Origin of the sequence: Actimicrobium sp. GrIS 1.19 (assembly GCF_035984655.1) — a bacterium.
Lineage (GTDB): Bacteria > Pseudomonadota > Gammaproteobacteria > Burkholderiales > Burkholderiaceae_D > Actimicrobium.
This window is the reverse complement of record NZ_JAXCHT010000017.1, coordinates 1-26,001: the sequence shown is the minus strand read 5'-3', so window position 1 is coordinate 26,001 and position 26,001 is coordinate 1. Positions and strand designations below refer to the sequence as shown.

Genomic DNA, 26,001 nt, shown 5'->3' with positions numbered 1-26,001 from the left:
TGCTATTGTTGCCACGCCGGATGACTTGTGGCCTGCCGGCATCGCACCTACACTGACGCCTCAATCTGAAACGGAGATGGCATGCTCGAACTACGCCCCTGCTGTGAAAACTGTGACGTTGATTTGCCGCCCGATTCGGCGTCAGCGCTGATCTGCACGTTCGAATGCACGTTCTGTCGTGACTGCGCGCAGGGCGTGTTGCAGAACGTCTGCCCGAATTGCGGTGGCGGACTGACCGATCGCCCGGTACGGCCGCAGGCGATGCTGCTCAGGAATCCGGCGTCGACGCTGCGGATTGTGAAACCGCTGGTGGGGGAACGCGCGGCGCGGCATGCAGCGTTGGTGAAGCAATATTGCGCCATCGCACCGCATCGGCGTTAAGAGGCGGGGAAGTGCAGGGCGGACGAGGCGTCAGAAGCGCACCGTCTCCCCATGCCGCAATACCGTAAATTCCGTCGCAATCACGTCGACCGCTTGCAGCGCCCGGGCCAATGCCTTGGGTGGCTCATCGAGTGGTTCATCGGTGAGTTCAAACGTGCCCCAGTGAATCCCGATCGAATGGCGGGCATGCAGGTCGCGATGGATCTGCACCGCTTCGGCCGGATTGACATGCTGCTTCTGCATGAACCAGCGCGGTTCATACGCTCCGATCGGCAGCAGCGCCAGATCGATGTCGGCAAAGCGGCGGTGGATATCGGTGAAGTCGGGCGAATAGCCGGTGTCGCCGGCGAAGAAAAACGAGAACGGCTTGCGCGCCGACTGCGCGGTGCGCACCATCCATCCGCCCCACAGGGTGTCAAAGCGGTCGAACGGACTGCGCGCCGACCAGTGCTGCACCGGCACGAAATGGATGTCGAGTCCGGGCACGGCGGTCTGCTGCCACCAGTCCAGTTCGCGCACATTGCTGATGCCGGCCTCGGTCATCCACGCCTTCAGGCCCAGCGGCACCAGAAACAGCGGCGCGCCACCGGGCTGCCGGTTGAGACGCTGCACGGTGTCGCGATCCAGATGGTCGTAGTGATTGTGCGAGATCAGCACCACGTCGATGTGCGGCAACTGTTCCAGCGTCATCGGCAGAGGCACCTTGCGCTTGGGGCCGAAAAACGAGACCGGCGAGGCGCGCTCGGAAAATATCGGATCGGTCAGCAGGTTCACGCCATTGACCTGCATCAGCGTGGTGGCATGGCCGATCCAGGTCGCGCTGGTGGTTTTGCGATTGTTTGCCAGCCAGGCCAGATCGGGTTGATCAACCGGGAACTGGTAGGCGTTGGCGGGCGGCTTGGGCAGGCCGTCGATGGTGCGTTCCCATTGCCACTTCAGGATCGAGCCGCCAATCGGACCGCTCAGGTAATTGTTATGGAAGCCGTCCCTGGCCCGGTGCGCCACCTGTGGGTCATAAAACGGGTTGGTGCTGGAACAACCAACGCACAGCACGGCCGCCAGCACGGCGGCCCGGTAATGCGCCCGCACTATTTGATCGCCGTCAGCGTGTGTGGCTTGAGCTTCGATTCCAGCGCCTTGCCCTTGCGCGCGCGCTTGCCGATATGCGGCGTCAGGCCGGTTGCCGAGAGACTGACTTCCTGCGCCTTGCCGCCGCGTCCGATGCCGGCAACCACGACGCCGCGCTGGCTGATCGGTTGCGCCGCCAGCAGCTTTTCCTTGTCTTCCAGGTCCATCAGGATCATGCCGCGCCCGCCGCTCATGGTTTTCAGCTCATCCAGGCCAAACACCAGCAGCCGGCCTTTTTCGGACAGGCAGGCCACTGCGCTGGAGGTCGCCGACAGCAGCCGGGGTGGCAGCGGCAGATCACCGTTGTCGAGCGTGATGAAGGCCTTGCCGGCCTTGATGCGGCCGATCATGTCGGCGGCCTTGGCGATGAAGCCGTAGCCGGCATTCGAGGCCAGCAGCATGGTGCTGTCGGCGGCGCCGGCGAAGTAATGCAGGATGCTGCTGCCGCTGGCCAGCTCGACCAGCGAGGTGATCGGCGCGCCGTCGCCGCGCGCGCCGGGCAGGGTGGCTACCGGCACCGAATAAATGCGGCCGTTCGAGCCGAACGCCAACAGCGTGTCGAGGGTGCGGCATTCGAACGTACCGTACAGATCGTCGCCCGCCTTGAACGTGAATTGCGCCGGATCGTGGCCATGCCCGGTGCGCGCGCGCACCCAGCCTTTTTGCGAGATCACCACCGTGACCGCTTCGTCGATCACTTTCTGCTCGACGCTGGCGCGTTCGGCTGCTTCGATCAGCGTGCGGCGCGGGTCGCCGAATTTCTTGTCGTCGGCTTCGATTTCCTTGATGATCAGCTTCTTCATCGCGGCCGGATTGCCGAGCAGGTCGATCAGCGTGCTTTGCTCGGTGCGCAAACCGGCCAGCTCCTGCTGGATCTTGATGGCTTCGAGGCGCGCCAATTGGCGCAGGCGGATTTCGAGGATGTCCTCGGCCTGGCGGTCCGACAGCTTGAAGGCGTCCATCAGCGCCGGCTTCGGCTCATCGGATTCGCGGATGATGCGGATCACCTTGTCGATATTGAGCAGGATGGTCTCGCGGCCCTCCAGGATATGGATGCGGTCGTTGACCTTGTTGAGGCGGAAATCAGTGCGTCGCGTGACGGTCGCAAAGCGGAACGCAATCCACTCGCGCAAGATGTCGCCCAGCCCTTTCTGGCGCGGCCGGCCATCGCCGCCGATCATCACCAGATTCATCGACGCGCTGGTTTCCAGCGAGGTGTTCGCCAGCAGCATGTTGGTGAACTCGGTCTGATCCTGGTTCTTCGATTTCGGCTCGAACACCAGCCGCACCGGCGCCTCGCGGCCGGATTCATCGCGCACCGCATCGAGCAGCGACAGCATCAGCTGCTTTTGCATCAGCTGTTCGGGCGACAGGGTTTTTTTGCCAAGCCGGATTTTCGGGTTGGTCAGTTCTTCGATTTCTTCCAGTACCTTTTGCGCCGACGTGCCATGCGGCAGTTCGGTCACCACCGCCTGCCACTGGCCGCGCGCCATGTCTTCGATCTTCCATTTGGCACGCACCTTGAGCGAGCCGCGCCCGCTTTGGTACATGTCCGACAGTGCCACCGCCGAGGTGATGATCTGGCCGCCACTCGGAAAATCCGGGCCGGGAATGATCTCCATCAGTTGCGCATGGGTCAGTGCCGGATTGCGGATGATGGCCACGGCGGCCTGCGCGACTTCGTGCAAATTGTGCGACGGGATTTCGGTGGCCATCCCTACCGCAATGCCGGAGGCGCCGTTGAGCAGCACGAACGGCAGGCGTCCCGGCAGCAAGGTCGGTTCTTCGGTCGAGCCATCGTAATTCGGCTGGAAGTCGACCGTGCCCTGGCCGATTTCATCGAGCAGCAGACTCGAGATCGGCGTCAGGCGCGCTTCGGTATATCGCATCGCCGCTGCGCCATCGCCATCGCGCGAGCCGAAATTGCCCTGGCCGTCGATGAGTGGATAACGCAACGAAAAATTCTGCGCCATGCGCACCAGCGCGTCATACACCGACTGATCGCCATGCGGATGCAGCTTGCCCAGCACATCGCCGACCACCGCCGCCGACTTGCGCGGCTTGGCGGCTGCACCCAGTCCAAGCTCGTTCATGGCGAACAGGATGCGGCGCTGCACCGGCTTCTGGCCATCGCTGACATCGGGCAGCGCGCGGCCCTTGACGACCGAGATCGCGTAATCCAGGTAGGCGCGTTCGGCGAAGCTGGCGAGGGTCAACGTTTCACTGTCTGGCGGCGGCACGCCGTCAAAAAGATTGGCTTGTTCAGTCATGGATCGATCGGAAAAATGTTAATTGGCGGAAGTCAGCGGTTCCGGCATGTTGCTGCGGCCGGGAATGGTCAGGTGAATGCGGCGACCCGTGGCATTGGCCAGCGCCGGCGATGCGGCCACCGGCATGAAGACCTGGTAGAACTGGGTCACTAGCTGGACGTAGTTGCGCGTCTCCGGATACGGTGGCACGGTGTTCTTGTATTTTTGTACCGCGCCTTCGCCGGCGTTGTACGACGCGATCACCAGCGGCTGCTGATTCGGAAACAGCGCGTTCAGGTCGCGCAGGTAGCGTGCTGCAAGACGGACATTGGTCTGCGGATCGGTCAGCTTCTGCTGGATACTGCGGCGCGCGTCGCCGGCCACGCCATAGCGCTCGGCGGTGGCCGGCATGATCTGCATCAGGCCGATCGCGCCCTTGGGCGACACGGCGCCCGGATTGAAACCGGATTCGGCCGCCATTACCGCTTTCATCAGCGCGACATCGACCTTGAACTCGGCCGCCGCGGCGATCACCAGCGCTTCGTATTTCTTGAGGTTGGGGTGGCGCGTGATGGCTTCGGAAAAGCGGCTGCGCGCGACTGTGCCTTCGGCCCGCGCCTCGCTCGAATCGAACACCCCATCGCCCTTGATGTACAGCGTGTAACGCGGGTCGAGCTTCTGGGTGGCGAAATGGGTTTCGCCGTCGGCATCGACATAGCCGAAGATATCGGCGTGCGCCAACGGCGTGACCAGGCACGCCGCCAGTAACAGCAGGCGGTTAAATGTCGGCCTGAACATCGTTGCCATGCTCTTCAATCCAGGCGCGCCGCGCAGCCGCTTCGCCTTTACCCATCAACATGTTGAAGCGCGCTTCGGACGCGGCCAGGTCAAAGTCGCCCAGCGCCACCGGCAGCAGCCGTCGGGTGTCCGGATTCATGGTGGTTTCCCACAACTGTTCGGCATTCATTTCCCCCAGCCCCTTGAAGCGCGAGATGCCCCAGGCGCCTTCCTTGACGCCGTCCTTGCGCAGCTTGTCTTCGATCGCGACCAGTTCGCCGCTGTCGAGCGCATAGATCTTCTGCGCCGGTTTCTTGCCGCGTGCCGGTGCATCGACCCGAAACAGTGGCGGCCGGGCGATGCAGATGTGGCCCTTGTCGATCAGTTTCGGGAAATGCTTGAAGAATAGCGTCAACAGCAGTACCTGGATGTGCGAACCATCAACGTCGGCGTCCGACAGGATGCAGATGCGGCCATAGCGCAGGTTGGACAGGTCGGGCGAATCCAGCTTGCCATGCGGATCGACGCCGATGGCCACCGCGATATCGTGGATTTCATTGTTGGCAAACAAGCGGTCGCGTTCGGTTTCCCAGGCATTCAGGACCTTGCCGCGCAACGGCAGGATGGCCTGGAATTCCTTGTCGCGTCCCATCTTGGCCGAGCCGCCGGCGGAGTCGCCCTCGACCAGAAAGATTTCATTGCGGCTGATGTCGTTCGATTCGCAATCGGTCAGCTTGCCGGGCAACACTGCCACGCCGGAGGATTTTTTCTTTTCGACTTTTTGCGCTGATCGTAGCCGGCTTTGGGCCTGCTTGATGACCAGGTCGGCCAGCTTCTTGCCGAACTCGACGTGCTCATTGAGCCAGAGTTCCAGCGGCGGCCGCACGAAGCTCGACACCAGTCGCACCGCATCGCGCGAATTCAGGCGTTCCTTGATCTGGCCCTGGAACTGCGGATCGAGCACCTTGGCCGAGAGCACGAACGAGACCCGCGCAAAGACATCGTCGGACAGCAGCTTGACGCCTTTCGGCAGCAGCGAATGCAACTCGACAAAACTTTTCACCGCGCCGAACAGGCCTTCGCGCAAGCCCGATTCATGGGTGCCGCCCGCCGAAGTGGGGATCAGGTTGACGTACGACTCGCGCACCACGCCGCCGTCTTCAGTCCACGCCACCACCCAGGCCGCGCCTTCGCCTTCGGCAAAGCCATCGGCGTCAGCGCTGGCATATTGTTCGCCTTCGAACAGCGGGATCAGCGGTTCGCTGCTGGTGGTCTGCGCCAGGCACTCGACCAGATAACCGCGCAAGCCCTGTTCGTATTGCCAGGTCTGTGATTCACCGGTCTTGCCATTGACCAGCGTGACCTTCACGCCGGGCAGCAGCACCGCCTTCGAACGCAGCAAGCGCTGCAGTTCCGATTGCGAAATCGCCGGCGAGTCGAAGTACTTCGGATTCGGCCACGCCGTCACGCGGGTACCGGATTTCTTGTCGTCGCGCGTAATCGGGCGCGAGCTCAGCGGTTCGATCAGGTCGCCATCGGCAAACGCCAGCGTGTGGACGCCACCTTCGCGCCAGACCGTGATTTCGAGCCGGCTCGACAACGCGTTGGTCACCGAGACCCCGACGCCGTGCAAGCCGCCCGAGAACGCGTACGCGCCGCCGGAACCCTTGTCGAATTTGCCGCCGGCGTGCAGGCGGGTGAACACGATCTCGACGGTGGGGACGCCTTCTTCCGGATGCATGCCAACCGGAATGCCGCGCCCGTCATCGTCGACGCTGACGCTGCCATCGGCATTCTGCGTCACCACGATGTGCCCGCAGTAGCCGCCCAGCGCTTCATCGGAGGCGTTATCGATGACTTCCTGGATGATGTGCAGCGGACTCTCGGTGCGCGTATACATGCCGGGGCGTTGCTTGACCGGCTCCAGTCCTTTCAGGACACGGATCGATGATTCACTGTAATCGGAGGGGGCGGGTTTCTTGGTTGCCATTCAGGATAGGTGCTTTTTTGACAGGATTGACCGATGCCGGGCTGCGGCGATGGTGTGCATTCTAATGGAGGTTGCCGGGACGGGGGATTTGTTGGCGACAGGCCAACCGCGTCGATTGGCAAAAAACCGACGACGGCTTGCCGGTATTGCTACAGCACGGGCGTTGCGGATTGCGCCGAAAAGCGGCCACGGTAGTGCGCCGGACTGACGCCCAGCTGGCGCTGGAACACTCGCCGCAGGGTTTGTTCCTCGCCATAGCCGACCGCCACGGCAATGCGCTTGAGCGGCAGGCCGGTGTCTTCCAGCGCGCGACAGGCCGCCTCCAGCCGCATCGCTTCGACGGTCTTGGCTGGGGTGCGGCCGATCTTGCTGACATACAGGCGGGCAAAGGTGCGCGGCGCCATGCCAGCCTGTTCGGCCAGGCGCTCGACGCACAGGTCGCCCGCCAGATTGGCGGCGATCCAGGCATGCAGCTCGGCAAAGGTGCCGCCGTCGATCGACTGCGCCGCCAGCGGCACGCTGAACTGCGACTGTCCGCCCGAGCGCTTGATGAACATCACCAGCTGGCGCGCTGTTTCGATCGCCACCCGATGGCCGAAGTCGGCGTCGATCAGGGCCAGCGTCAGATCGATGCCGGCCGTGACGCCGGCCGAGGTCCAGACCGAGCCGTCCTGGATGAAAATCTTGTTGGCGTCGATGCGAATGGCGGGATGCAGCTGCTTGAGGCGTCCAACCCATTCCCAGTGGGTGGCGACCTGCCGCCCATCGAGTTGTCCGGCCGCCGCCAGCAGGAACGCACCGGTGCAGACCGAACAGAGTCGCCGCACCCCCGGCGCACGGCTGGCGATCCAGCTGACCAGTTGCGGCGGCGCGTAAAACTGCTCGCCCTTGCAGCCACCGGGCGCAATCAAGGTATCGATGGCCAGGCCGTCGAGCGCCGCCAGCGGCACTGTTTGCACCGCCAGACCGCAGCCGGTGGTGATCAGGCCGCCGGCCACCGAGGCCACCACGGTGTCGTACAGCATTGGCCCGGCGCCGGAAAAGCGCCGGCTGGCGGTGGCCAGGGCTTGCAGCGGGCCGCTCAGATCGATCAGGTTCATGTGATCGAACGCCAGCAGAACGATGCGGCGCGTCTTGATTGGAGTCATCGGCAGGATGGGGGCGAAGGGATGATGCCGTTCATGGTGCCATCAAATGCAGGCTAATTGCGAAAACCCGGATATTCCAGATCGAGTGCAACGCCATACGCCGTGTTTTTGCCGTACATCAGGGCGATGCCGGCCAGCGCCTGATCCAGCGCCTGCGCAGGCGCCGTTGCCGCGAACTCCGGCAGCACCCGGGTCGGCTGGTTGCCCGCCGCGATCACCCGGTCCGGCAATACCGTCAGGCCGTGCCGGGTAAGGATCGGTTGCGCCGAGCCCGCCAGTGACCGGGCGCGGCTGCGACCGGTGCGCGAGTAGGCATCCATGGTCAGCGCCAGCGCGATGTCGTCGACGCCAGGGGCGACCAGCACGCCGATATCCTGCATCGGATACCACCAGCCGTTGGTGAAGTGGGTGGTCGCGAAGGCGGTCAGGTTGAGGCCCAGGCGCGGATGGAATACCGCGCTGTCATGCTGCGTATCCCAGCTGCTCACACCGAGCTCCGCGGCCAGCGCCGCGGCGCGCTGCGGACCGGCAATTGCTTCGACCAGCGCCAGCGCGGTCGGCATTGCGGCACTGATGCCGGCGCTGGACACGATGCGGCCATCGGCAACATAGCGCGCATTCTGCAACCATTGGGTGTCCGGGTAATTCTGCTGGCGCAACTGATCGGTGGCCCAGTGCCCGGTGGCGCGATGGCCCTTCATCAGGCCGGTGTTGGCCACCACCAGTGCGCCGTCGCAGATGCTGACGATGGTGCTGCCGCTGGCGCCCTGGGCCGCGATCCAGGCCAGCAGGACGGTATCGTCAGAATGCACCACCGCCGGCACGATCACGTAATCGGCGCCCTCCGGATAGCGCGCATCGAACGCCTCGATGGTGGCCTGCGGCATGATCTGCAGCGCCGGGCGCATCGTCAGCGGGCCGGCATGGGTGGCCACTGCGATGGTGTCGGCCGCGCCGGACTGTGTCAACACACTGAACGGGACCATGAAATCAATCAGTTCGGTGCCGCGATTTTCGCCGATCACCGCGACCACCGGACGGGTCCGCCCGAAGCGGTCATGGTACGGCGCGATATGGTCAGTCGGCGGGTCGGCCGCAAACGACGTGGTGGCAAGGGCGCAGGTGGCGCACAAGACGGCAACGGTGAACAGCTTACGCAGGATGGAAGGCATGGCAGTGGGCAATCGCAATGGATGGGAGAAGCCATTATCGAAAAACTACCCATGGCATGACGGACAATCAACCATCAATTCCTGCCAATCGCTGCGCGCCGCCGGACGCGGTCGCGCCTTCGGCCGATGCCGTGGCGCGCGCACCGGAACCGCTACCGTCGCGTCAGGCCACCTGCCTGGTCAGAATCACCCCGGCCGCCAGCACCCCCAGATAGATGCCGGCCAGCACCGCCGCCATCTGCGCGAAGCGCACCAGTCCGCGCCGCTGTTCGCGCTCGGCAAGCGGGTTGGTGAGCCGTGAAATCACGCCCAGCACCGGCAGGCCAAAGGTTTGCTCCAGTTCGATGGTGTCGTGCACGCGCGGATGCAATTCCTTGAGCAGGAAGCTCACCACCAGTCCGACGCCCGCACCGAGCAACAGCGTCGCCGCCAGCAACAGCGTGCGCGACGGCCCCTTCATGGACGGCGCCACCCGCGGCGGATCGATCAGCCGGACGTCGGCCACCCCCACCACCGATTGCATGTCGCCGCTGATGTTGGCCGATTCGCGGCGCGTGACCAGTTCTTCGTAATTTTTTTTGTTGATGTCGTAGTCGCGGTTGAGCTGGGCCAGCTCGGCTTCGCGCTCCGGCACCTGCCTGGCCACCTCGCGCAGGTCGGTCAGGCGACTGGCATATTCGCCGACCCGCGCCTGCAGCGAAGCGACCGAGGCCTCGGCCTGCGCCAGGCTGACCTTGAGCTGCTCCGACGCCCGCATTCCCGCCATGCCGGTGGCGGCGGGCGCGACGCCGGTGCGGCGCACTTCGGCCAGCGCGGCGCGGCGCTGGCGCTCCAGCGTCGCCAGCACGCGGCGGGCGCCTTTCACGTCCGGATGCGCGTCGGTGTATTTCTGCAGCATGTCGTCGAGACTACGCTTGAGGGTATCGATGCGCGCCGTGATTTCAGGCAGGCTGCCGCCACCGGCCGCGCCATTGACGCTGGCCGATGGCGCCGGACCGTATTCGGCGGCGAGGCTGCTGCGATAGGCGTCGCGCGATCGCTCGGCTTCGCGCAACTGCAGTTGCGCCTGGCTGAGTTGCTCGGCCAGCGTCGCCATCTGGGCGAAGTAGCCTTTGCCATCGGGCTGGAAGCTGTCCTTGCCGCCGGCCAGGTTGTGCAACTTGAACTGCTTCAGGCGCGCTTCGGCGTCGCGCAGTCGGGTTTCGTACAGCGCAGCCTGGGTATCAATGAACTTCCTGGCAGCGTCGTCGGTGCCGCGGTTGCGCTGGCTGGAATCGATGAATCGGGCGACCAGCAATTCGACCACGCGCCTGGCGCGCGCCGCTTCGGTATCGCGAAACTTGATGAGGTAGACATTGTCACGTTCGCCCGCAGCCTGGATGTCGAGCACCTTGAGCACGTCGTCAATCATGGCCTGGCGCTGCTCCGGCGTAGTCAGGCGCGCGCCCATGCCGGACTGGTCGATCAATTGTTCGACATTCGGCCGGCTCAGCAGCAGCCGGCTGAACATGGCGATGCGCTGGTCGGTATTGGGTTGCACCGCCATGCCGGCCATCAGGGGTTTGAGGATCGAATCGGTATTGACGAAGATGCGCGCCGACGCTTCGTATTTCTTCGGGATCATCATCACCACGACCGCGCCCAGCAGCGCGACCACCCAGGCGCTGATCAGGCCGTGCCAGCGATAGCGCCACATCGCGCGCAGGTGCCGTCGCAGGTCGGCCAGGATCTTATCCATGGCGCCTGCCGGCCCGCGCTTGCGCCAGTTGCGAAGACCTGACGGAAAACCGGAACGGCGACGATACGGGAAAAAGTAATGGCAAGGTCATGAAACGGTCCGTGACGGATTTGCGCGGAAAAGTGCCGCTGCCATCCGGGACGTTCTGGATGGCCCATCGCCTTTTTTACCGGACCAGGCGGCACGCACCTTGATTTTCAACAAGCGGCGCTGTTCCAGGGGGCGCGGCGCATCGCATTGCGCGACAATTCCGAGGGCGGTGTCGCGATCGCGTCCGCCCAATGACCAGCCACCCGCAGCGCGAGGACATGCCCCATGAAACATCGAATGCTGCTGCCGATGCTCGTTGCCATTGCGCTCGGCTGGCCGGCCCACGCCGGCGCGGAGCTGCGCAACTGGTTCAACGATCCGTTCTTCATGCTGGCGGCGGCGCTGCCCGATTGTCCGTTGCCGGCCGGCCCTTTCATCACCGAGCAGGAGATGCGTGCGCAGTCGCATCATCGGGCCGAAAAGGGCACCAGCTGCTGGCTCGCGCAGGAGTGCGAACTGCCCAACGCTTACGCCTACGATCAAGCCATCGCCGCAGCATTGCAGTCTGCCGTGCGCGAACACAATCCGTTTGCGCAGTCCAGCCTTTGGGTCACCGTGCAGGGCAGGGTGGTGATCATTGAAGGCTGCGTTGGCGAGACCGTTCGCAGCGCGGATCTGGAGCCGTTCGCACGCGCCGTGCCGCACGTGCAGCAAGTGATTCTCCGGCTTCGCGCCAGTGCCGCAGCGGCGCCGCCGTATCGGCCGCGCTAGTCGGGTTCGGCCAGGTATCGGGTGAGCAGATCCGCCAGCCAGTTCATCACGGCCTGGACGCGCGGTGCCAGTTGACGGCGGCTGGCGAACAGCAGCGAGACCGGCATCGGGCGGGCGCGGAATTCCGGCAAGACCAGCACCAGCGCACCTTGCGCGACCAATTGCCGGACCCCCAGCAGCGGCGCCTGGATCAGGCCCATGCCTGCCAGTGCCGCGGCCTGATAGGCATCGGTGCCATTGACCGAGATGGTGGCCGGCATCGGCACTGTCCGGTAGCTGGCCGTGGCCTCGTCGAAATACTCCCAGCCCGCATCGTTGGCACTGAGATTGGGCGCGTAATGGACCACGCGGTGCTGCGCCAGATCGGCCAGCGTGCGCGGTGTGCCGTACGCGTGCAAATAGGCCGGACTGGCGACGTTCACCATATGCATCATGCCAACCGGCCGCGCCACCAGATCGGAATCGTCGAGCGTGCCGACCCGCACCACGCAATCGAACCCTTCATGGACCAGATCGACGCGCCGGTCAATGGTGCTGATGCCGACGTCCAGCAGCGGATGCGCGCGCAGAAAGCCGGACAGATGCGGAATGACGACGTCGCGCGCGAGGATGTTGGGCAGGTCGATCCGCAGTCGCCCGGTCAAGCCGCTCGCGGCGGGCTGGAACAGGGTCTGCAGTTGCTCGGCCTCGGCCAGCAGTTCCTGGCAATGCACCAGAAAATGTTCGCCGTCCGGGGTCAGGCGCACGGTGCGGGTCGTGCGTTGCAACAGGCGCGTGCCGAGGCGCGCTTCGAGACGTTGCACTGCGGTCGACACATGGCCCTTGGCGAGGCCCAGTTGTTCAGCGGCGCGGCTGAAGCTGGAGAGGTCCGCCACCCGGGCAAAGATGCGCAGTTCATTGAAGTCCATCGGGCGGCATCCTTGATTGTTCTTTCGGAAGAACAGTGTAGCTGGTTTGTTGCTGTTTATCGCGTTTCAGGGAATGGTTACAGTGGCTTCACCTTAACCAGTTTCGACCACCAAAGGATTTCCCCATGACCACGCCAATCACCCCGATCGCCCTCGTCACCGGCGCCAGCCGCGGTCTCGGACGCAGCACCGCGCTCAAGCTCGCCGCCAACGGCGTCGACCTGATCGTCACCTATCACAGCAATCTGGCCGAAGCCGAGGCGGTGGTGCAACTGATCCAGGCCCATGGCCGCCGTGCCGTCGCGCTGCAGCTGGATGTGGGCGACAGCAACACGTTCGCCGCCTTCGCCCGGACCGTCACGACGGCGCTGGCCGACACGTGGCAGCGTGACCGCTTCGATTACCTCGTCAACAATGCCGGTAGCGGTGCGCATGCATCCATTGCCGACACCAGCGAGGAGCAGTTCGACCGGATGTTCAACGTGCACCTGAAGGGGACCTTCTTCCTGACGCAGAAGCTGCTCCCGCTGCTGCGCGATGGCGGTCGCATCCTCAATACCTCCAGCGGCCTGACCCGCTTTGCGTTGCCGGGCTTCGCCGCCTATGCCGTCATGAAAGGCGGCGTCGAGGTGCTCACCCGTTACCTCGCGCAAGAGCTGGGCGCACGCGGCATCAGCGTCAACACCATCGCGCCGGGAGCGATCTCCACCGATTTTGGCGGCGGCGCGGTGCGTGACAATGCCGAGATGAATGCGAGCATCGCGCGGCAGACCGCATTGGGGCGCGTCGGCATGCCGGACGATATCGGCGGCGCCGTCGCCGCCTTGCTGTCCGACGGCAACCGCTGGGTCAACGCCCAACGCATTGAAGTGTCGGGTGGCATTGCCATCTAGGCGATTATTTCGTCGCCGCGACAGTTTGGCTTATCCTCGGGGCTGCACCAACGCGCGATGTGCCGCATCGCCGGCCAATCCAGTCCGAAGGAAAAACGAACTTGTCCTCTCCTGCCCACGTGAGCTTCGACCGCCGTTACCGCGCCTTTCTGTTTGACATGGACGGCACCCTGGTCAGCTCCATCGCTGCCGCCGAACGGATCTGGAGCCAATGGGCGCGCCGCCACGGCCTCGATGTCGCGGCATTTTTGCCAACCATCCACGGGGTGCGGGCGATCGACACGGTTACGCGCCTGGCCTTGCCGGGCGTCGATCCGCTGGCCGAAGCCAACTGGATCACCGCCGCTGAAATTGCCGATCTGGACGGCACCGTCGAAATCGCCGGTGCGATCCGCTTTCTGAACGCGTTGCCGCCGACCATGTGGGCGGTGGTGACGTCGACGCCGCGGGCACTGGCGGTACAGCGGTTGAAAGCGGCCGGCATTCCGACGCCGCCGGTCCTGATCACCTCCGAGCATGTCGCTGTCGGCAAACCGGACCCCGCGTGCTATTTGCTGGCCGCCCGTACGCTGGGTGTCGATGCGGCCGATTGCCTGGTGTTCGAAGATGCCGAGGTCGGCATTCTGGCCGGTGCGCAAGCCGGCGCCACGGTGATGGTGGTGCGTGCCACGCATGGCGCGCCAATGGCGACGCCGCATGCCGCCATCGATCACTACGAGGCGCTGTCTGCCAGTCTTGACGAGAGCGGCTGGCTGCGCCTGGCGCAGCGTTCCTGATCGGCGTGGAGCGTCAACAGCGCTGAACAGCTGCGCCGTCAATCGTCCGGAAAAACCGGCGTCGGCAGCGATTCGAAGCCCGGACGGGCAAACAGATACCCCTGGAACAAGTCGATGCCGAGTTGGCGCAGGATGCGATATTCCTCGATGGTTTCCACCCCTTCGGCAATCGGTGTGATACCGAGGTCGCGGCACACGCTGAGCACGCCGCGCACGATGGCCTGTTTCGGCAAACTGAGATCGATTTGTTCCAGCAGTTGCCGATCCAGTTTGATGATGTCCGGCTGGAACTCGGCCAGCAGGTTGAGGCCGGCATATCCGGCGCCAAAGTCGTCGATGGCCGGCTTGAAACCCTGCTGGCGATAGACGTTGAAGATGTGCGCCAGACGCGCCGGCTCCAGCACCTGTTCGCTCTCGGTCACCTCGAAGATCAAGCGGTTCGGCGGCAAGCCGGCACGACGCGCCGCCGCCATGGTCACGCGCACGCAGTTGGTCGGCTCGTTCATCGCACCCGGAATGAAATTGATCGACAGGAGGGCGCCGGTCTCGACCAGCCCGAGCCGGGTCGCTACCTCGATGGCGGTGCGGCGGCAACTCTGGTCGAAGGCGTAGCGATTGCTGTGGTTGACCCGTGCCAGCACCACGGCGGCCGATTCGCCATCGATGCCGCGCGCCAGTGCCTCATAGGCAAACACGGTGCGGCGGGAAATGCTGACAATCGGTTGATACGCCATGGTGAAGGGAAACGGTTGCACCGTGCCATTGACGCAGTCGCCGCAAGCGTCGGCCTCATCCGCCTTGACCGGCAGGAAGGCGGGTGGTGCTGCAATCACCGGCAGGGTGGGCCGGCTGAAAATATGCCAGCCGTTGCTCGCCCGTGATTTCGCGCTATACAACGCCTTGTCGGCCTGCTCGATCAGGGTCGTTGCATCAGTCTTCGCAGCAGGGTGGAGCGCGATCCCGATCGACACCCCGACTTTGGCCACGCTACCGTCGGCCATGCGAAAGGGCGCACGCGCGGCATCGATGATGCGTTCGGCCAACGCGATGGCGGCCTCGGGCTCGATATCGCCGCACATGACGATGCCGAACTCATCGCCACCAATGCGTGCCAGCGTTTCGTCGGCGCGTAGTTGCGGCAGCATGCGCCGCGTGAATTCCTGCAGTACGACGTCGCCGGCACCATGTCCGAACCGGTCGTTGACGCTCTTGAAGCCGTCCAGATCCATGTACAGCACCGCGATGCTCTGCTCCGCCAGCGCTGCGCGTTGCAATTCAACCGACAGCGCGACCTGAAACTGAATCCGGTTGGCAATGCCGGTCAGCGAGTCGGTCAGAACCAGTTGCTTCAATTCCAGCGCGCGCGAACGTGCTTCGATGGCGGTCATGACCGAGACCGACAGATCGCGCAGGAGGGCGCGTTCCTTGTCATCGAACGCGCGCGGTTGCATGCCGAGTACGGCGATGGTGCCCAGCACCAGGCCGTCTGCGGTGCGCAGCGGCGCGCCGGCATAGAAGCGAATGTGTGGCTCGCCATGCACCAGCGGATTGTCGTCAAAGCGCGCATCCAGCAGCAAATCCTCGACCACCATCAACGCGTCGGGCTGCAGGATCGTGTGGGCGCAGAAGGCGATCTTGCGCTCAAGTTCCTGCAGGGCGATCCCGTGGCGCGACTTGAACCAGAGCCGATCGCTGTCCATCAATGCCACCAGGGCGATTGGCAGATCGAACATGTGCGAGGCGATTCGGGTGGTGACATCGAATTCGACTTCCGGCGCCGTATCGAGCAGCTGCGACGCGCGCACTGCGGTCAGGCGCTGTGGCTCGTTGTTCGGGATCGCACAGGGATTCGGACTGGGTTGGTTCGTCATGATTATCTGCTCAGGTGGTTTCACTGTACACCGTGCGGGTCGATCCGGATTGTGTTGATACATCGTCATCGCCCGTCAAACGACTTCAAGCATGGTCACGAATGCCTCGATCGGAACCGGCCGGCCGAACAGGTAGCCCTGGAACATCCGGCACCCGTGCGCCATCAGGAAGGCCTTCTGCCCGTCGCTTTCAACACCCTCGGCGATCACGCCCAGTCCCAGGCTGTGCGCCAGCGCGACCACGGTCTTGGCGATCGCCGCATCATTGGGATCGACCAGGATGTCGCGCACAAACGAACGATCGATTTTCAGTTCGTCCAGCGGCAGCCGTTTCAGGTAGGACAGGGACGAATACCCGGTGCCAAAATCATCCAGCGAAAATCCGACCCCATGCCGCTTCAGCGCCGACATTTTTTCGATCACGTCGCTGACGTTTTCCACCAGCAGGCTTTCGGTCAATTCCAGTTTCAGTCGCTGCGGATTGGCCCGCGTATCGCGCAACACCGCCAGCACCAGCTCGACAAAATCGGGTTGCCGGAACTGGTTCGCGCTGACATTGACGGCTATCGTCAGATGCGCCGTGGCGACTGCCTGCGCCCAGCACGCCAACTGTGTGCAGGCGGTATGCATGACCCAATCCCCCAGCGGCAGGATCAGGCCACATTCCTCGGCCAGGCCGATGAACGCGTTGGGCGCGACCAGGCCGTGACGGGGATGTTGCCAGCGCACCAGCGCCTCGGCGCCGATCACGTGGCAATCCTGGTCAACCTGCGGCTGGTAGTGCAGCACGAATTGCCGTTCCTGCAGCGCGCGTCGCAGATCGCTTTCCATGGTGGCGCGCTCGCGCACTGCGATTTCCATGGCCGGATCAAAGAAGCGCACGGTGTTGCGTCCGGCCGCCTTGGCCTTGTACATGGTCAGATCGGTTTGCTTCATCAGGATGTCGATGGCGATATCCGCGCCGCTGAACAGGGTCGCGCCGATACTGGCGGTGCTGTGGTGGGCGGCATGATCGAAGCGATACACCTGGCTAAGCACGACCAGCATTTTCTTGGCCACCGCTTCGGTTTCGCTGGCGGCCTGCATCCGGTCCGCGTCGAGGCCGACGAGAATGACAACGAACTCGTCACCGCCGACGCGCGCCACGGTGTCGCTGGCGCGCACGCACAGCACCAGGCGTCCGGCCACCTGCATCAGCAGCTGGTCACCGGCATCATGGCCGAGCGTGTCGTTGAGTGCCTTGAAATTATCCAGATCGATGAACAGCAGCGCGCCATGATTGTTGGTGCGTGCGCTGCCGGCCATCGCGTGCTTCAGGCGGTCCATCAGCATGGTGCGGTTGGGCAGGCCGGTGAGCTGGTCGAAGAAGGCCAGGGTGTGGATTCTCTCTGCGGCATGCTTGCGTTCGGTGATGTCATGCACAATCGAAAACAATGCCGGCGCAGCGCCGTTGCCGATGGGCGTCGAATACACTTCCACGTCGCGCAATTCGCCGGATGCCAGGCGATGCGTGAAGTGGAAATAGTTGCGCTTTTCATGCGCGGCCAGCTGGCGTTCCCTGGCAATCTGCTCCGGGGCCAGCGTGTTGATCTGATCGATCGACATGGCCGAGAGCTGTTCCTGCGAGACGCCGTAATAGCTGGCCGCCGCCGCATTGGCGTCGGTAATCGCACCGGATGCGGGGTCGATGATCAGCATGACCGAGGAGTTTTTCCTGAAAAAATCGCGGAAGCGTGCTTCGCTGTCGGTCAGTGCGATTTCACGCTGGCGCAGCGTGGCCAACAGGCTGTTGAAGCCACCAATCAATTTGCCGATCTCATCGTCACGGGCGATGGGCAATGGCGCCAGCGCCTGGTCCGATGCCGAGCGCGCACCCAGTGCGCCTGCCGCCGCCAGCAGCGGCGAGAGTTGATGGCGAAGCATCCACCAGGTCAAGCCGGCCGCGACCAGCGTCAGCAGCAGCGTCGCCAGCAGCATGCGCTGTTGCAGCGCGCGAATCGGTGCGAAGGCTTCCGCGCTTGGCATCGTGACGACCAGAAACCATCCTGCGGCCGGAATGCCCTTGGCTGCAGTGAGCTCTTCGACGCCATGCAGATTCACCAGCACGCCGTAGCCCTCGTAGCCGCTGGCATACTTGTCGTGCATCGGGTTGATTCCCGGCGCCGGCAAGCGCTGCATCGCGCGCTCCGGATCCGAGGCCGCCACAAACAGCGCGTGACGTGGCGCCGCGATCAGCAGCGCGCCTGACCTGCCATAACTGCCCGACGTGATCCGGCTCAGGAAATTGGGTTTGCCGAGGTCAATGACGCCGGCCACCACGCCAATGATCCTGCCGTCGCCGGCGCGAATCGGCACGGCCATGCCAACGCCGGGCGACGAGGCAGTCTTGCCGGCAACGGGGGCGCCGACGATCATGCTGCCATCCTTGAGTGCCATGGCGACGTAATCGGCGCTGCGATAGTTGACGCCAAGGTGCTCCGGTGCGGTCAGCGCGCTCGCGATGGCGACGCCGTCCGTGCCGGCAATGAAGGTTCCGCCGCTGAAGAGGCGGTGAAAGATCACGTATTTTTCAAAGCTGGCTTGCAGCGCAGGCGCGTCACCCGGCACGGCCGGCGCCATCACCGCGGCCAGCATCTTGAGCGCCTGGAAACGGTCATCGAGCTCGGTATTGACCTGGTCGGCCAGCAGGGTCGCAGCCGAAAACTGTGCCTCGCCCAGCAGGCGTACCATGTCCTCGCGCAGCATGCGGCTGGTGTAGAGCGACAGCGACCAGATACTGACGATGAAAATCGCCAGCGTGAACAGGGTCACCCGGGTCTTGAGCGAATGCCATGGAGCGAAGTTCAGGCGCATGAGACGGATCAATGCCGTTCGTTTTACACAGCGGTTAGCGATGACATGCCGTACATCTGGTGCAGCGGCGAGTCGTCATCGGTCTCTTGTTTTCTGTATCCGGATGCTGCCAGGCGCGGGGGCGGCGACGCAGGAGCCGGACAAAATTGCTCTCCGTTAATGCAGTATGACTGAGCTTTGGCGCGCCGGATAGCGCGATTTGACGGCTGTTACGGCTTCACCTTGCGTCGGGCGGCGGCGACCACGCGCTCGATCGCGGCGCTGACGCTGTCGGGCCGATCCAGTTGCACATAGTGACCAGCATCCGCCACCGTCGTTTGCACCCCGCAACCTGACAATGCCGCCAGTTCGCGCTGCAGGCGCAACCATTCCGGCCCGGCCGCGGCAATGGTCTGGCCGGCGGTCAAGACTTCCAGCGGCAGATCGCCGTAATAGCGGCGCGCGGCGCGCACGGCGGCGAAGCTGCTGCCGTCGAGATAGTGTTGTGTTTCGGAGAACTTGGCCTGTTGATAGCCTGGCAGTGCCTGCAAACGCGCCCGTTCGGCGTTGAGCTGGCGGCTGTAGCGGGGGTCGGCGGGCTCGATGCAGCGGGCTGCAAAATCGGCCGCGGCGGAGTGCGCGACGCAGTAGCGCCAGCGCCGCAGATAGTCGCGATAACGCGCGGCTTCGTGGCCACCCGGCTGTGCATCGATGCGCGCAATGCCATCTTCGTGCGATGCATCGACCAGCACCATGCCGCTGACCGCGCTGCGATGCAGATCGGCATACAGCCGCACATTCAGTCCGCCCAGCGAATGGCCGACCAGCACATATGGCGGCGCAATGCCGGCCTGTTGCAGCAGGCGATGCAGGTCATCGACCATGTTGGCGCTGGTGGCCGGTCGATTGCTGGCATCGCTGTAGCCCAGCCCGGCGCGATCATAAGTGCAGGCACGCGTGGTGGCGGCAATGCGCGGCTGCACCAGCGCCCAGGTAAAGCCCCAATCGGCCATGCCGCTGTCGAAGATCACCGTGGGCGTGCCGCTGCCGCTGCAGGTCAGGTTCATGGCGCGCCCGTGCCCGATTGCGACGCGCTGCTGCAGGCGGGTCCAGACAAGGTCGTCGCCGTTCGCGGCATGCGCCGGCGCGCCCTGCAGGATGGCAATCAGCAGCAACCAGCCGCAGCGCACGGAGCCACGCGCCGGCGCCGATACTCGCGTACGATGCCGAAGCCGGAGCTCCCCTTGCCGTGACTGAATTGGTGCCATGTCCATCCCGAAAAAGAAACCGCTGGCTGCGCTGACCTCACTGCGGTCTTTTGCCGCGCTGGCGATCGTCGTCCATCATTGTAATGGGGTGTTCTGGCCGGTTGCGGCGCTCGGACCGCTGGATGTCGGCGTGTCGTTCTTCTTCGTGCTGTCGGGCTTCATTCTGACCTGGGTCTACCACGATCAACTGGACACGCCGCGGCAATGGCGCGCGTTCTACCTTGCCCGCTGGGCGCGGATCTGGCCGCTGCATCTGGTGTGCCTGCTGTTGACGATGTTGCTGGTGGCGGTTCCCGAGCCGTTCGATGTCGGGGTGCTGATGGCGAATGCGCTGCTGCTGCACGCCTGGATTCCGTTCGACCGGTATTTTTTTTCGTACAACTACGTGTCGTGGAGCATCTCGACCGAGCTGTTTTTCTACCTGCTGTTCCCGCTGCTGCTTCGGCCGGCGATGCGCTGGCGTCATCGCAGCTTGCTGCTGGCCGTGTCGCTGGCGCTGGCGATCGTGTTGTTGCTGGGACTGCTGAGTTGGGAACATGGTTTGCCGTCCTGGCAGACCACGCATGATCACCTGTCATCGACCGGACTGCTGTACGCCAATCCGCTGGCCCGGTTGGCCGAATTCCTGTGCGGGATGGTGGCCGGTATCGTGTTTGTCCGGCGCCAACGCGACGGCGTCGCCTGCCGCTGGTGCTGGACGCTGGTGGAACTCGGCAGCGTGGCCTTGCTGCTGCTCGCTTACCGCTACGTCCTGACCAGCTTCGCGCCGCTGGTGCACCAACTCATGCTCAGCGCCGGTGCCACCCGTGTGCCGTTGGCGGCCGTGGCCAGCGAACCAGCCCTGCTCGGTCAGCTCAATCCCCTTGCCGCAATGCTGATCGACGAGTGGGCCAATCACGTTGGCCTGACACCGTTCGTCATGTTGCTGGTCGTCGTGTTTGCCTGCCAGCGCGGGGTGCTTTCGCAGGGTCTGTCGCAGCGCTGGCTGGTGCTGCTCGGCGAGATCAGCTTTGCCGTGTATCTGGTGCATCAGATCGTGCTGCGGGTGGCGCAGCAAAACGGTCTGTCTGGCGACTGGCAAGGCTTCGTTGTCTATGGCTGCATCGTCATGCTGGCGGCGTTGGGCCTGCATGTGCTGGTCGAGAAACCGGCCCGGCGCTGGCTCACCGGGCGCGCATGAGCAGCGCTCAGGCGGCGGCCCGCTCCAGCTGATCCAGCCCGGCCAGCGCGGCATGCTGCAACAGCATGATGGTCTTGCCATCCTCGATGCGGCCATCCGCCACCATCGCCAGCGCCTGCGCCAGCGTCAGTTCGATCACCTCGATGTCCTCGCCTTCGCGGGCATCGCCACCGCCGTCATGGATGCGGTCGCCATCCTCGTACGCTGCGGCAAAGAAATGCAGCTTCTCGGTCACCGAGCCGGGGCTCATGTAGGCAGCGAACAGGCGCGTTGGCGTGCGCACGCGAAACCCGGTTTCTTCTTCGGCTTCGCGCCGGATGCAGGTCTCGGCATCCTCGCCGTCGAGCAAGCCGGCGCACGCTTCCAGCAGCATGCCATCGGCGCAGCCATTGACGAAAGCGGGCAGGCGAAATTGCCGCGTCAGCACTACCGTGCCGCGCAACGCGTTGAACAGCAATAGCACCGCGCCGTTGCCGCGGTCGTAGGTTTCGCGGCTCTGGCGTTGCCAGCTGCCGTCGCGGCGGCGGAAATCGAAGGTGGTTTTCTTGAGCAAAAACCAATCGTCGGACAAGGTCTCGACGGTCACGATGCGGACCCGTTCGGCTTCTGCAATGGCTGGTTTCATGGCATTCCTTTGTGTTGAAGATCGTGCATTAACGTGCAGGTTCGTGTATCCTAGATCAGAATTTCCGAAACCGCAAGCCAACCCGGCCCGACCCATCCATGCTGACCACCCAACGCAAACAACTGATCCTCGCGCGCCTTGCGCGTGACGGCAACCTGATCGCCAAAGTCTTTAGCGAGGAACTCGGCGTGTCCGAAGACACCATTCGGCGCGACCTGCGCGAACTGGCACAGGAAGGCAAGCTGCAACGCGTGCATGGCGGCGCCTTGCCGGCCTCCGCGGCGCTGGCCGACCTGGCCGCGCGCGACCAGATTGCGCCGGCCGACAAGCAGGCGCTCGGCCGCGCCGGTGCGGCGCTGGTCAAGCCGGGGCAGGTGGTGATTCTGGATGGCGGCAGCACGGCGCTGCAGGTCGCGCGGCATTTGCCGGACAACCTGCGCGCCACCATCGTCACGCATAGCCCGACGGTGGCGATCGAACTGGCGCGCCATGCGCAGCTGGAGATCATCATGCTGGGCGGCCGCTTGTTCCGGCACTCGATGGTCAATGTCGGCGCGGCAGTCATCGACGCCGCTTCGCAATTGCGCGCCGACCTGTTCTTCATGGGGGTCACCGGTGTGCATGCGCAGGCTGGCCTGAGCACCGGCGATCATGAAGAAGCCGCCGTCAAGCGCTGCCTGCATCAGCGTGCCGCCGAAACCATCGTGCTGGCGTCGCAGGAAAAACTCGGCGCCGCATCGGCCTTCGTGATCGCGCCGCTGGCGGAGGTGGCGCTGCTGGTGTTGCCGCCGGGGACGGCGAAGAAGACCGTGCGCACCTATGCCAGCGCGGGGGTGCCGGTGGTGGTGGCAGACGCCTAGCGGCTTGTGGCGCGGATGGTTACCAGCGCAGCTGCCCAGCGCCCAGTTCGATGACGCGCCCGCCGACCTGAATCGTGCCGTCGGTCACGCTCAGGGTCAGCAGATTCGGCCGCTGCAACAGGGTGCCCTGGCGGATCGTCGCATCGAGCGGCCGGTCGCCTTCGGTGGCCAGCCACCAGCCGCCCAGATTGGCGCAGGCCGATCCGGTGCCGGGGTCTTCGCTGACGCTGGCCTGATCCGTCATCCAGAAATAGCGCGCTTCAAATCCTTCCAGCGTGTGGGCGAAGACATAGGTCTTGGGCTGGCCGCTGAGATTGGTGTTGTGTTTGGCCATGAGTGCCGGTTTCGGCTGGCAGGCATGCACGTAGGCGACGCTTTTTAACGGAATCATCGGTTGCTCGGTACCGCAGTTGACCCACATCGCCGAGCCGGCGATGGCCTTCTCGGGCAGGCCCAGCATCGCCGCCAGCTCGGCCGGCGTGGCTTGCATCGGCCGATAGCTGGGCCGGTTGGCGCGCAGGGTCCAGCGGCCTTCGTGCCACCGCACCGGGATCAGTCCGGCCCGCATTTCCAGCGTGAATTCGTCACCGCAGCCGAACAGCTCGCGTACTACTTGCGCCGAGCCCAGGGTCGGATGGCCGGCAAACGGTATTTCGTAGGTCGGCGTGAAAATCCGCACCCGCGCCGCCGCCCGTTCGGACGGAAACAGAAACGTGGTTTCGGACAGGTTGAACTGGCGCGCGACGGCTTGCATCTCGGCGTCGGACAGGCCGGAGCCATCTTCGACCACCGCGAGGGGATTGCCGCCGAAGGTGGTTTCGGCGAAGACGTTGACGAGGCGGTAGTCGATGGTGGGCATGCGCAGGAATCCGAGGGAAAGTGCTGCATGGTCACGCAGGACCCGTCATCTGGTCAAGCCGGACGTGCGCCTGCGTGCTGCCGCAGCGTCCCTTATCCGCGGCGCGGCACGTACGGATACAGGTGCGACACCTGCACCTGACCTGTGTTCCGATTCCATTCCAGCGAATAACAGCTGGTGAGGGTATCGACGGGCTCGCCGTCGCGCCGGTTGACGCCGTGCCCGACGACGTCGTCGTGGCGGCATAACAAATCGGTTGGCGCTGCGCCGGCGCGACGGCAGGCCGCGTCAAACTGCGCCGGGGTGGTGGCCTCGAAGATGCCCGGAAAACGCCTGCTGGCCTCCTCGCTGACATCGACCAGCGCGCGCAGCAGCGCCTCGGGCGTCGCGTAGGTCGCTGCCGCTCCGGTCACCAGAAAGCGCTGCTGCAGTTGTTCCGGACTGCGCCCGAGATGGCGCGTCAGGACGGTCTCGAGCGCCGACGGCGTGATCAGGAGCGCCAGTTCGCGGTCGGCGCGCAGCGTCGCCGCCGAGACATTGCCGAGCGTGCGGCGAAGTTGGTCGATTTGTTGGTGTCGTTCGCGATTCGCGTTCTGATGCGCCTGGAGCGACTGGGTCGCGGCGCCCTGGGCGCGCCCCAGTTCTGCCTCCAGCAGGTCGAGCCGATCATCGACCTGGCGCAACTGCTTGCGGGCTTTGATCCCGTCGGCCGAGGCGCTGGCGTGGGCCTGTTGGCACGCGCTGCTCTGATCCAGAATCCGGTCGATTTCGCCCAGCAGGCGCGCTTGACGGGAGTGCACATCGGGGCGTTCAGCCGTCGCGGGTACTGTCTCCGTCGCGGGCGCGGATTGCTGTTTTTGCTCCTGGGCCTGAGGCAGCGCAGCCGTTTTTTGCGCGAGCAATGCGTCACGCTGTCGACCCAGATCAGCCAGCATTGCCTGCGACTGCTGCAGCGCCTGATCACCACGTTCGGCTTCGATCTTCAAATTGGCCAGTAGCCCGCGCTCGCCTTGATTCATCGCGTCGATCCAGTTGGCGCACTCGGCATAGCTCACCACCTGTTCGCGCGCAAACAGGGCCAGCCCGGCGAGCAGGCTCGACCCGCTTGACTGGAACAGGTCATCAAGCAGTCTGACTTGACCCTGCAACGCCTTGGCCGCTTCGCCGCGCAAGGTTTTCCCCTCGACCTTGACGCTGGTCTTGCGCCTGACCGCATCGTCGATGCGCAATCTGAGTTGATGGATCTCGTGTGCCGCCGCCCGCAGTGGCGCCTCGGCCCGGGCTTGCAGGTCGTCCATTGCTTCTTCCGAAGCCAGCAGTTGGTTGGCGTCGTCAGGCAGTTTCTTTGGCAGTCTGGCGATCGCCTGGCTGGCAATCCCGCTGACCGCGGCCGACAGCGCAAGGTCAGTTTTTTCAAGCCGTGACAGCGTCAGCAAGGCAGTCAAGGTCGAAAAATGATGTGCCGCCATCTCTTGAAAATCACGACCGCGGCGCGGCTTGAAGCGCGCCACCGGTATGCCGTCCTGGCCGACGGTTTGCTCGACGAAGCGCCCGGCCAATTGTTCGAACAGGGCAGGCTGGTTCTGCGGTAGCTGACCGGGCGGTAGTGTCAGGCCCCTTTGCGCGAGTTTGTCGCGCAGCCCGGCCAGCTGGGCCTCGCGGTCGGCGTTGATGGTCGCGTAGTTGTGTTTCATCAACTGGGCCAGATTCTTGTTGCGCCCTGCGCTGGCCTGTTGCGGCGTGCTGCGCAAACGGTGTGCGCGCGCGAGCGCAGCGCGTTGCTGGCCGACGACGGCGTGTTGGGCTTGCAGCTGCTGGTCGAGCCCGGCGATCTCCCGATCCAGTTCCTGATTGCGCGCCAGTTGCGCCGGGTCCCGTGTTGGCGTTGCCACGGGCTGTGCCGCCTTCATCGGCGCGGGGGAGGGTGTCTCGGGCGCTGCCGCCGGCATCTTCAGCGCCGGATACTGTTGCCGCAGGCGCTCGGCCTTGTGCTTCGGAATCGGCTGCTGCGTTTCGTCGGCCAAGGCTTCCAGTGTCGTGACTTTTCTGCCCAGGCTCTGCCCGAGTTTCTCGACCTCGCGCTGGGTCCGCGTGACCTGCTCTTCGGCCTGCAGCAACCGGGATTGGAGCATGCCGCGGGCATTGCGCAACACCAATTGCTGGCGGCGACTTTCGGCAAGTTCAGACGTCTTTGTTTCATTCGCCTCGGCCGCGGCATCGCGTTCCAGGCGTTGCAGTGACTGTCTGGTATCGCGCAGAAATCCGGCGCGATCACGAATGGTTTGCAGTGCCTCGGCGTGGACCGTGGCTGGCGTGGCGGCGGGTGCGCCTGTCTGGCCTGGCGCCTGGCGGGCCCGGGCTGGAATGGGGTTGGTCTGGCTTTGCATGGAATGGTATTCAATAATGAACGTCGTTGGAGTTGGCACTGCGCGGTGCAGCGGGGCCATGCCCACCTCGTTATACACAATTCGCCTGATCACCCAGCCGACGTAGCGCGCGCATCGTTTTGACAGCGACATGCACATCTTTCAAGCCCAACCAGATC

Annotated in this window: 20 protein-coding genes; 6 read left to right on the top strand and 14 right to left on the bottom strand. The window is 64.3% G+C overall.

Annotated features, from left to right (window positions below):
* Positions 1 to 81 precede the first annotated feature (81 nt).
* Positions 82 to 381: a DUF1272 domain-containing protein gene (locus RCH09_RS12805; protein WP_326941494.1), complete on the top strand. Its 300-nt coding sequence runs from the start codon at positions 82 to 84 to the stop codon at positions 379 to 381.
* 30 nt (positions 382 to 411) lie between these two features.
* Here the strand turns inward: RCH09_RS12805 and RCH09_RS12800 are convergent, their stop codons facing one another.
* From RCH09_RS12800 to RCH09_RS12770, 7 genes are all read right to left on the bottom strand, one after another.
* Positions 412 to 1,470, bottom strand: coding sequence for an MBL fold metallo-hydrolase (locus RCH09_RS12800; protein WP_326941493.1), 1,059 nt, complete (start codon positions 1,468 to 1,470; stop codon positions 412 to 414).
* Complete coding sequence (parC, locus tag RCH09_RS12795; RefSeq protein ID WP_326941492.1) at positions 1,470 to 3,779, bottom strand: DNA topoisomerase IV subunit A; 2,310 nt, start codon at positions 3,777 to 3,779, stop codon at positions 1,470 to 1,472. The genes RCH09_RS12800 and parC overlap by 1 nt, the downstream gene beginning before the upstream one ends.
* A gap of 18 nt (positions 3,780 to 3,797) precedes the next feature.
* On the bottom strand, positions 3,798 to 4,565 hold the full coding sequence (locus tag RCH09_RS12790; protein ID WP_326941491.1) for a transglycosylase SLT domain-containing protein: 768 nt from the start codon (positions 4,563 to 4,565) through the stop codon (positions 3,798 to 3,800).
* A complete protein-coding gene (locus RCH09_RS12785) occupies positions 4,537 to 6,525 on the bottom strand; it encodes a DNA topoisomerase IV subunit B (RefSeq protein ID WP_326941490.1) in 1,989 nt (662 codons plus the stop codon). Before RCH09_RS12785 ends, RCH09_RS12790 begins: the two co-directional genes overlap by 29 nt.
* A 149-nt stretch (positions 6,526 to 6,674) precedes the next feature.
* On the bottom strand, positions 6,675 to 7,673 hold the full coding sequence (locus RCH09_RS12780) for a GlxA family transcriptional regulator (protein WP_326941489.1): 999 nt from the start codon (positions 7,671 to 7,673) through the stop codon (positions 6,675 to 6,677).
* A 53-nt stretch (positions 7,674 to 7,726) separates the two neighbouring features.
* Positions 7,727 to 8,845 (bottom strand): DJ-1/PfpI family protein, encoded by a 1,119-nt coding sequence (locus RCH09_RS12775; RefSeq protein ID WP_326941488.1) that lies wholly within the window; start codon positions 8,843 to 8,845, stop codon positions 7,727 to 7,729.
* A gap of 163 nt (positions 8,846 to 9,008) precedes the next feature.
* Entirely contained in the window at positions 9,009 to 10,583 is a 1,575-nt protein-coding gene (locus tag RCH09_RS12770; protein WP_326941487.1) for an XrtA system polysaccharide chain length determinant, read from the bottom strand.
* Positions 10,584 to 10,898: 315 nt separating this feature from the next.
* On the opposite strand from RCH09_RS12770, the gene RCH09_RS12765 reads away from it, so the two are divergent.
* Positions 10,899 to 11,384, top strand: a complete 486-nt coding sequence (locus tag RCH09_RS12765; protein WP_326941486.1) for a BON domain-containing protein — start codon at positions 10,899 to 10,901, stop codon at positions 11,382 to 11,384.
* Here the strand turns inward: RCH09_RS12765 and RCH09_RS12760 are convergent.
* Entirely contained in the window at positions 11,381 to 12,292 is a 912-nt protein-coding gene (locus tag RCH09_RS12760) for a LysR family transcriptional regulator (RefSeq protein ID WP_326941484.1), read from the bottom strand. The two genes, RCH09_RS12765 and RCH09_RS12760, sit on opposite strands and share 4 nt — an antisense overlap.
* A gap of 125 nt (positions 12,293 to 12,417) precedes the next feature.
* Between RCH09_RS12760 and RCH09_RS12755 the strand changes: the two genes are divergently transcribed.
* Both RCH09_RS12755 and RCH09_RS12750 read left to right on the top strand, forming a co-directional pair.
* Complete coding sequence (locus RCH09_RS12755; protein ID WP_326941483.1) at positions 12,418 to 13,185, top strand: SDR family NAD(P)-dependent oxidoreductase; 768 nt, start codon at positions 12,418 to 12,420, stop codon at positions 13,183 to 13,185.
* Positions 13,186 to 13,286: 101 nt separating this feature from the next.
* Positions 13,287 to 13,961, top strand: a complete 675-nt coding sequence (locus RCH09_RS12750; RefSeq protein ID WP_326941482.1) for an HAD-IA family hydrolase — start codon at positions 13,287 to 13,289, stop codon at positions 13,959 to 13,961.
* Between the two features lie 38 nt (positions 13,962 to 13,999).
* On the opposite strand, the gene RCH09_RS12745 is transcribed toward RCH09_RS12750, so the two are convergent.
* The 3 genes from RCH09_RS12745 to RCH09_RS12735 all read right to left on the bottom strand — a co-directional run bounded on the left by RCH09_RS12745 (position 14,000) and on the right by RCH09_RS12735 (position 19,932).
* Positions 14,000 to 15,832, bottom strand: a complete 1,833-nt coding sequence (locus RCH09_RS12745; RefSeq protein ID WP_326941481.1) for a putative bifunctional diguanylate cyclase/phosphodiesterase — start codon at positions 15,830 to 15,832, stop codon at positions 14,000 to 14,002.
* 75 nt (positions 15,833 to 15,907) lie between these two features.
* The gene (locus RCH09_RS12740) at positions 15,908 to 18,685 is read right to left on the bottom strand and encodes a bifunctional diguanylate cyclase/phosphodiesterase (protein WP_326941480.1); all 2,778 of its coding nucleotides are present in this window, start codon (positions 18,683 to 18,685) and stop codon (positions 15,908 to 15,910) included.
* Between the two features lie 209 nt (positions 18,686 to 18,894).
* On the bottom strand, positions 18,895 to 19,932 hold the full coding sequence (locus RCH09_RS12735; RefSeq protein ID WP_326941479.1) for an alpha/beta hydrolase: 1,038 nt from the start codon (positions 19,930 to 19,932) through the stop codon (positions 18,895 to 18,897).
* Here RCH09_RS12735 and RCH09_RS12730 point away from each other — a divergent pair.
* Positions 19,931 to 21,112: an acyltransferase family protein gene (locus tag RCH09_RS12730; protein ID WP_326941478.1), complete on the top strand. Its 1,182-nt coding sequence runs from the start codon at positions 19,931 to 19,933 to the stop codon at positions 21,110 to 21,112. The genes RCH09_RS12735 and RCH09_RS12730 overlap by 2 nt on opposite strands.
* Positions 21,113 to 21,119: 7 nt before the next feature.
* On the opposite strand, the gene RCH09_RS12725 is transcribed toward RCH09_RS12730, so the two are convergent.
* Positions 21,120 to 21,737: an NUDIX domain-containing protein gene (locus RCH09_RS12725; protein WP_326941477.1), complete on the bottom strand. Its 618-nt coding sequence runs from the start codon at positions 21,735 to 21,737 to the stop codon at positions 21,120 to 21,122.
* 98 nt (positions 21,738 to 21,835) lie between these two features.
* On the opposite strand from RCH09_RS12725, the gene RCH09_RS12720 reads away from it, so the two are divergent.
* Positions 21,836 to 22,597 (top strand): DeoR/GlpR family DNA-binding transcription regulator, encoded by a 762-nt coding sequence (locus tag RCH09_RS12720; protein ID WP_326941476.1) that lies wholly within the window; start codon positions 21,836 to 21,838, stop codon positions 22,595 to 22,597.
* Between the two features lie 19 nt (positions 22,598 to 22,616).
* Here RCH09_RS12720 and RCH09_RS12715 read toward each other — a convergent pair whose 3' ends face one another.
* A complete protein-coding gene (locus tag RCH09_RS12715) occupies positions 22,617 to 23,456 on the bottom strand; it encodes a PhzF family phenazine biosynthesis protein (protein ID WP_326941475.1) in 840 nt (279 codons plus the stop codon).
* A gap of 92 nt (positions 23,457 to 23,548) precedes the next feature.
* The gene (locus tag RCH09_RS12710; protein ID WP_326941474.1) at positions 23,549 to 25,903 is read right to left on the bottom strand and encodes a hypothetical protein; all 2,355 of its coding nucleotides are present in this window, start codon (positions 25,901 to 25,903) and stop codon (positions 23,549 to 23,551) included.
* Positions 25,904 to 26,001: the final 98 nt, after the last annotated feature.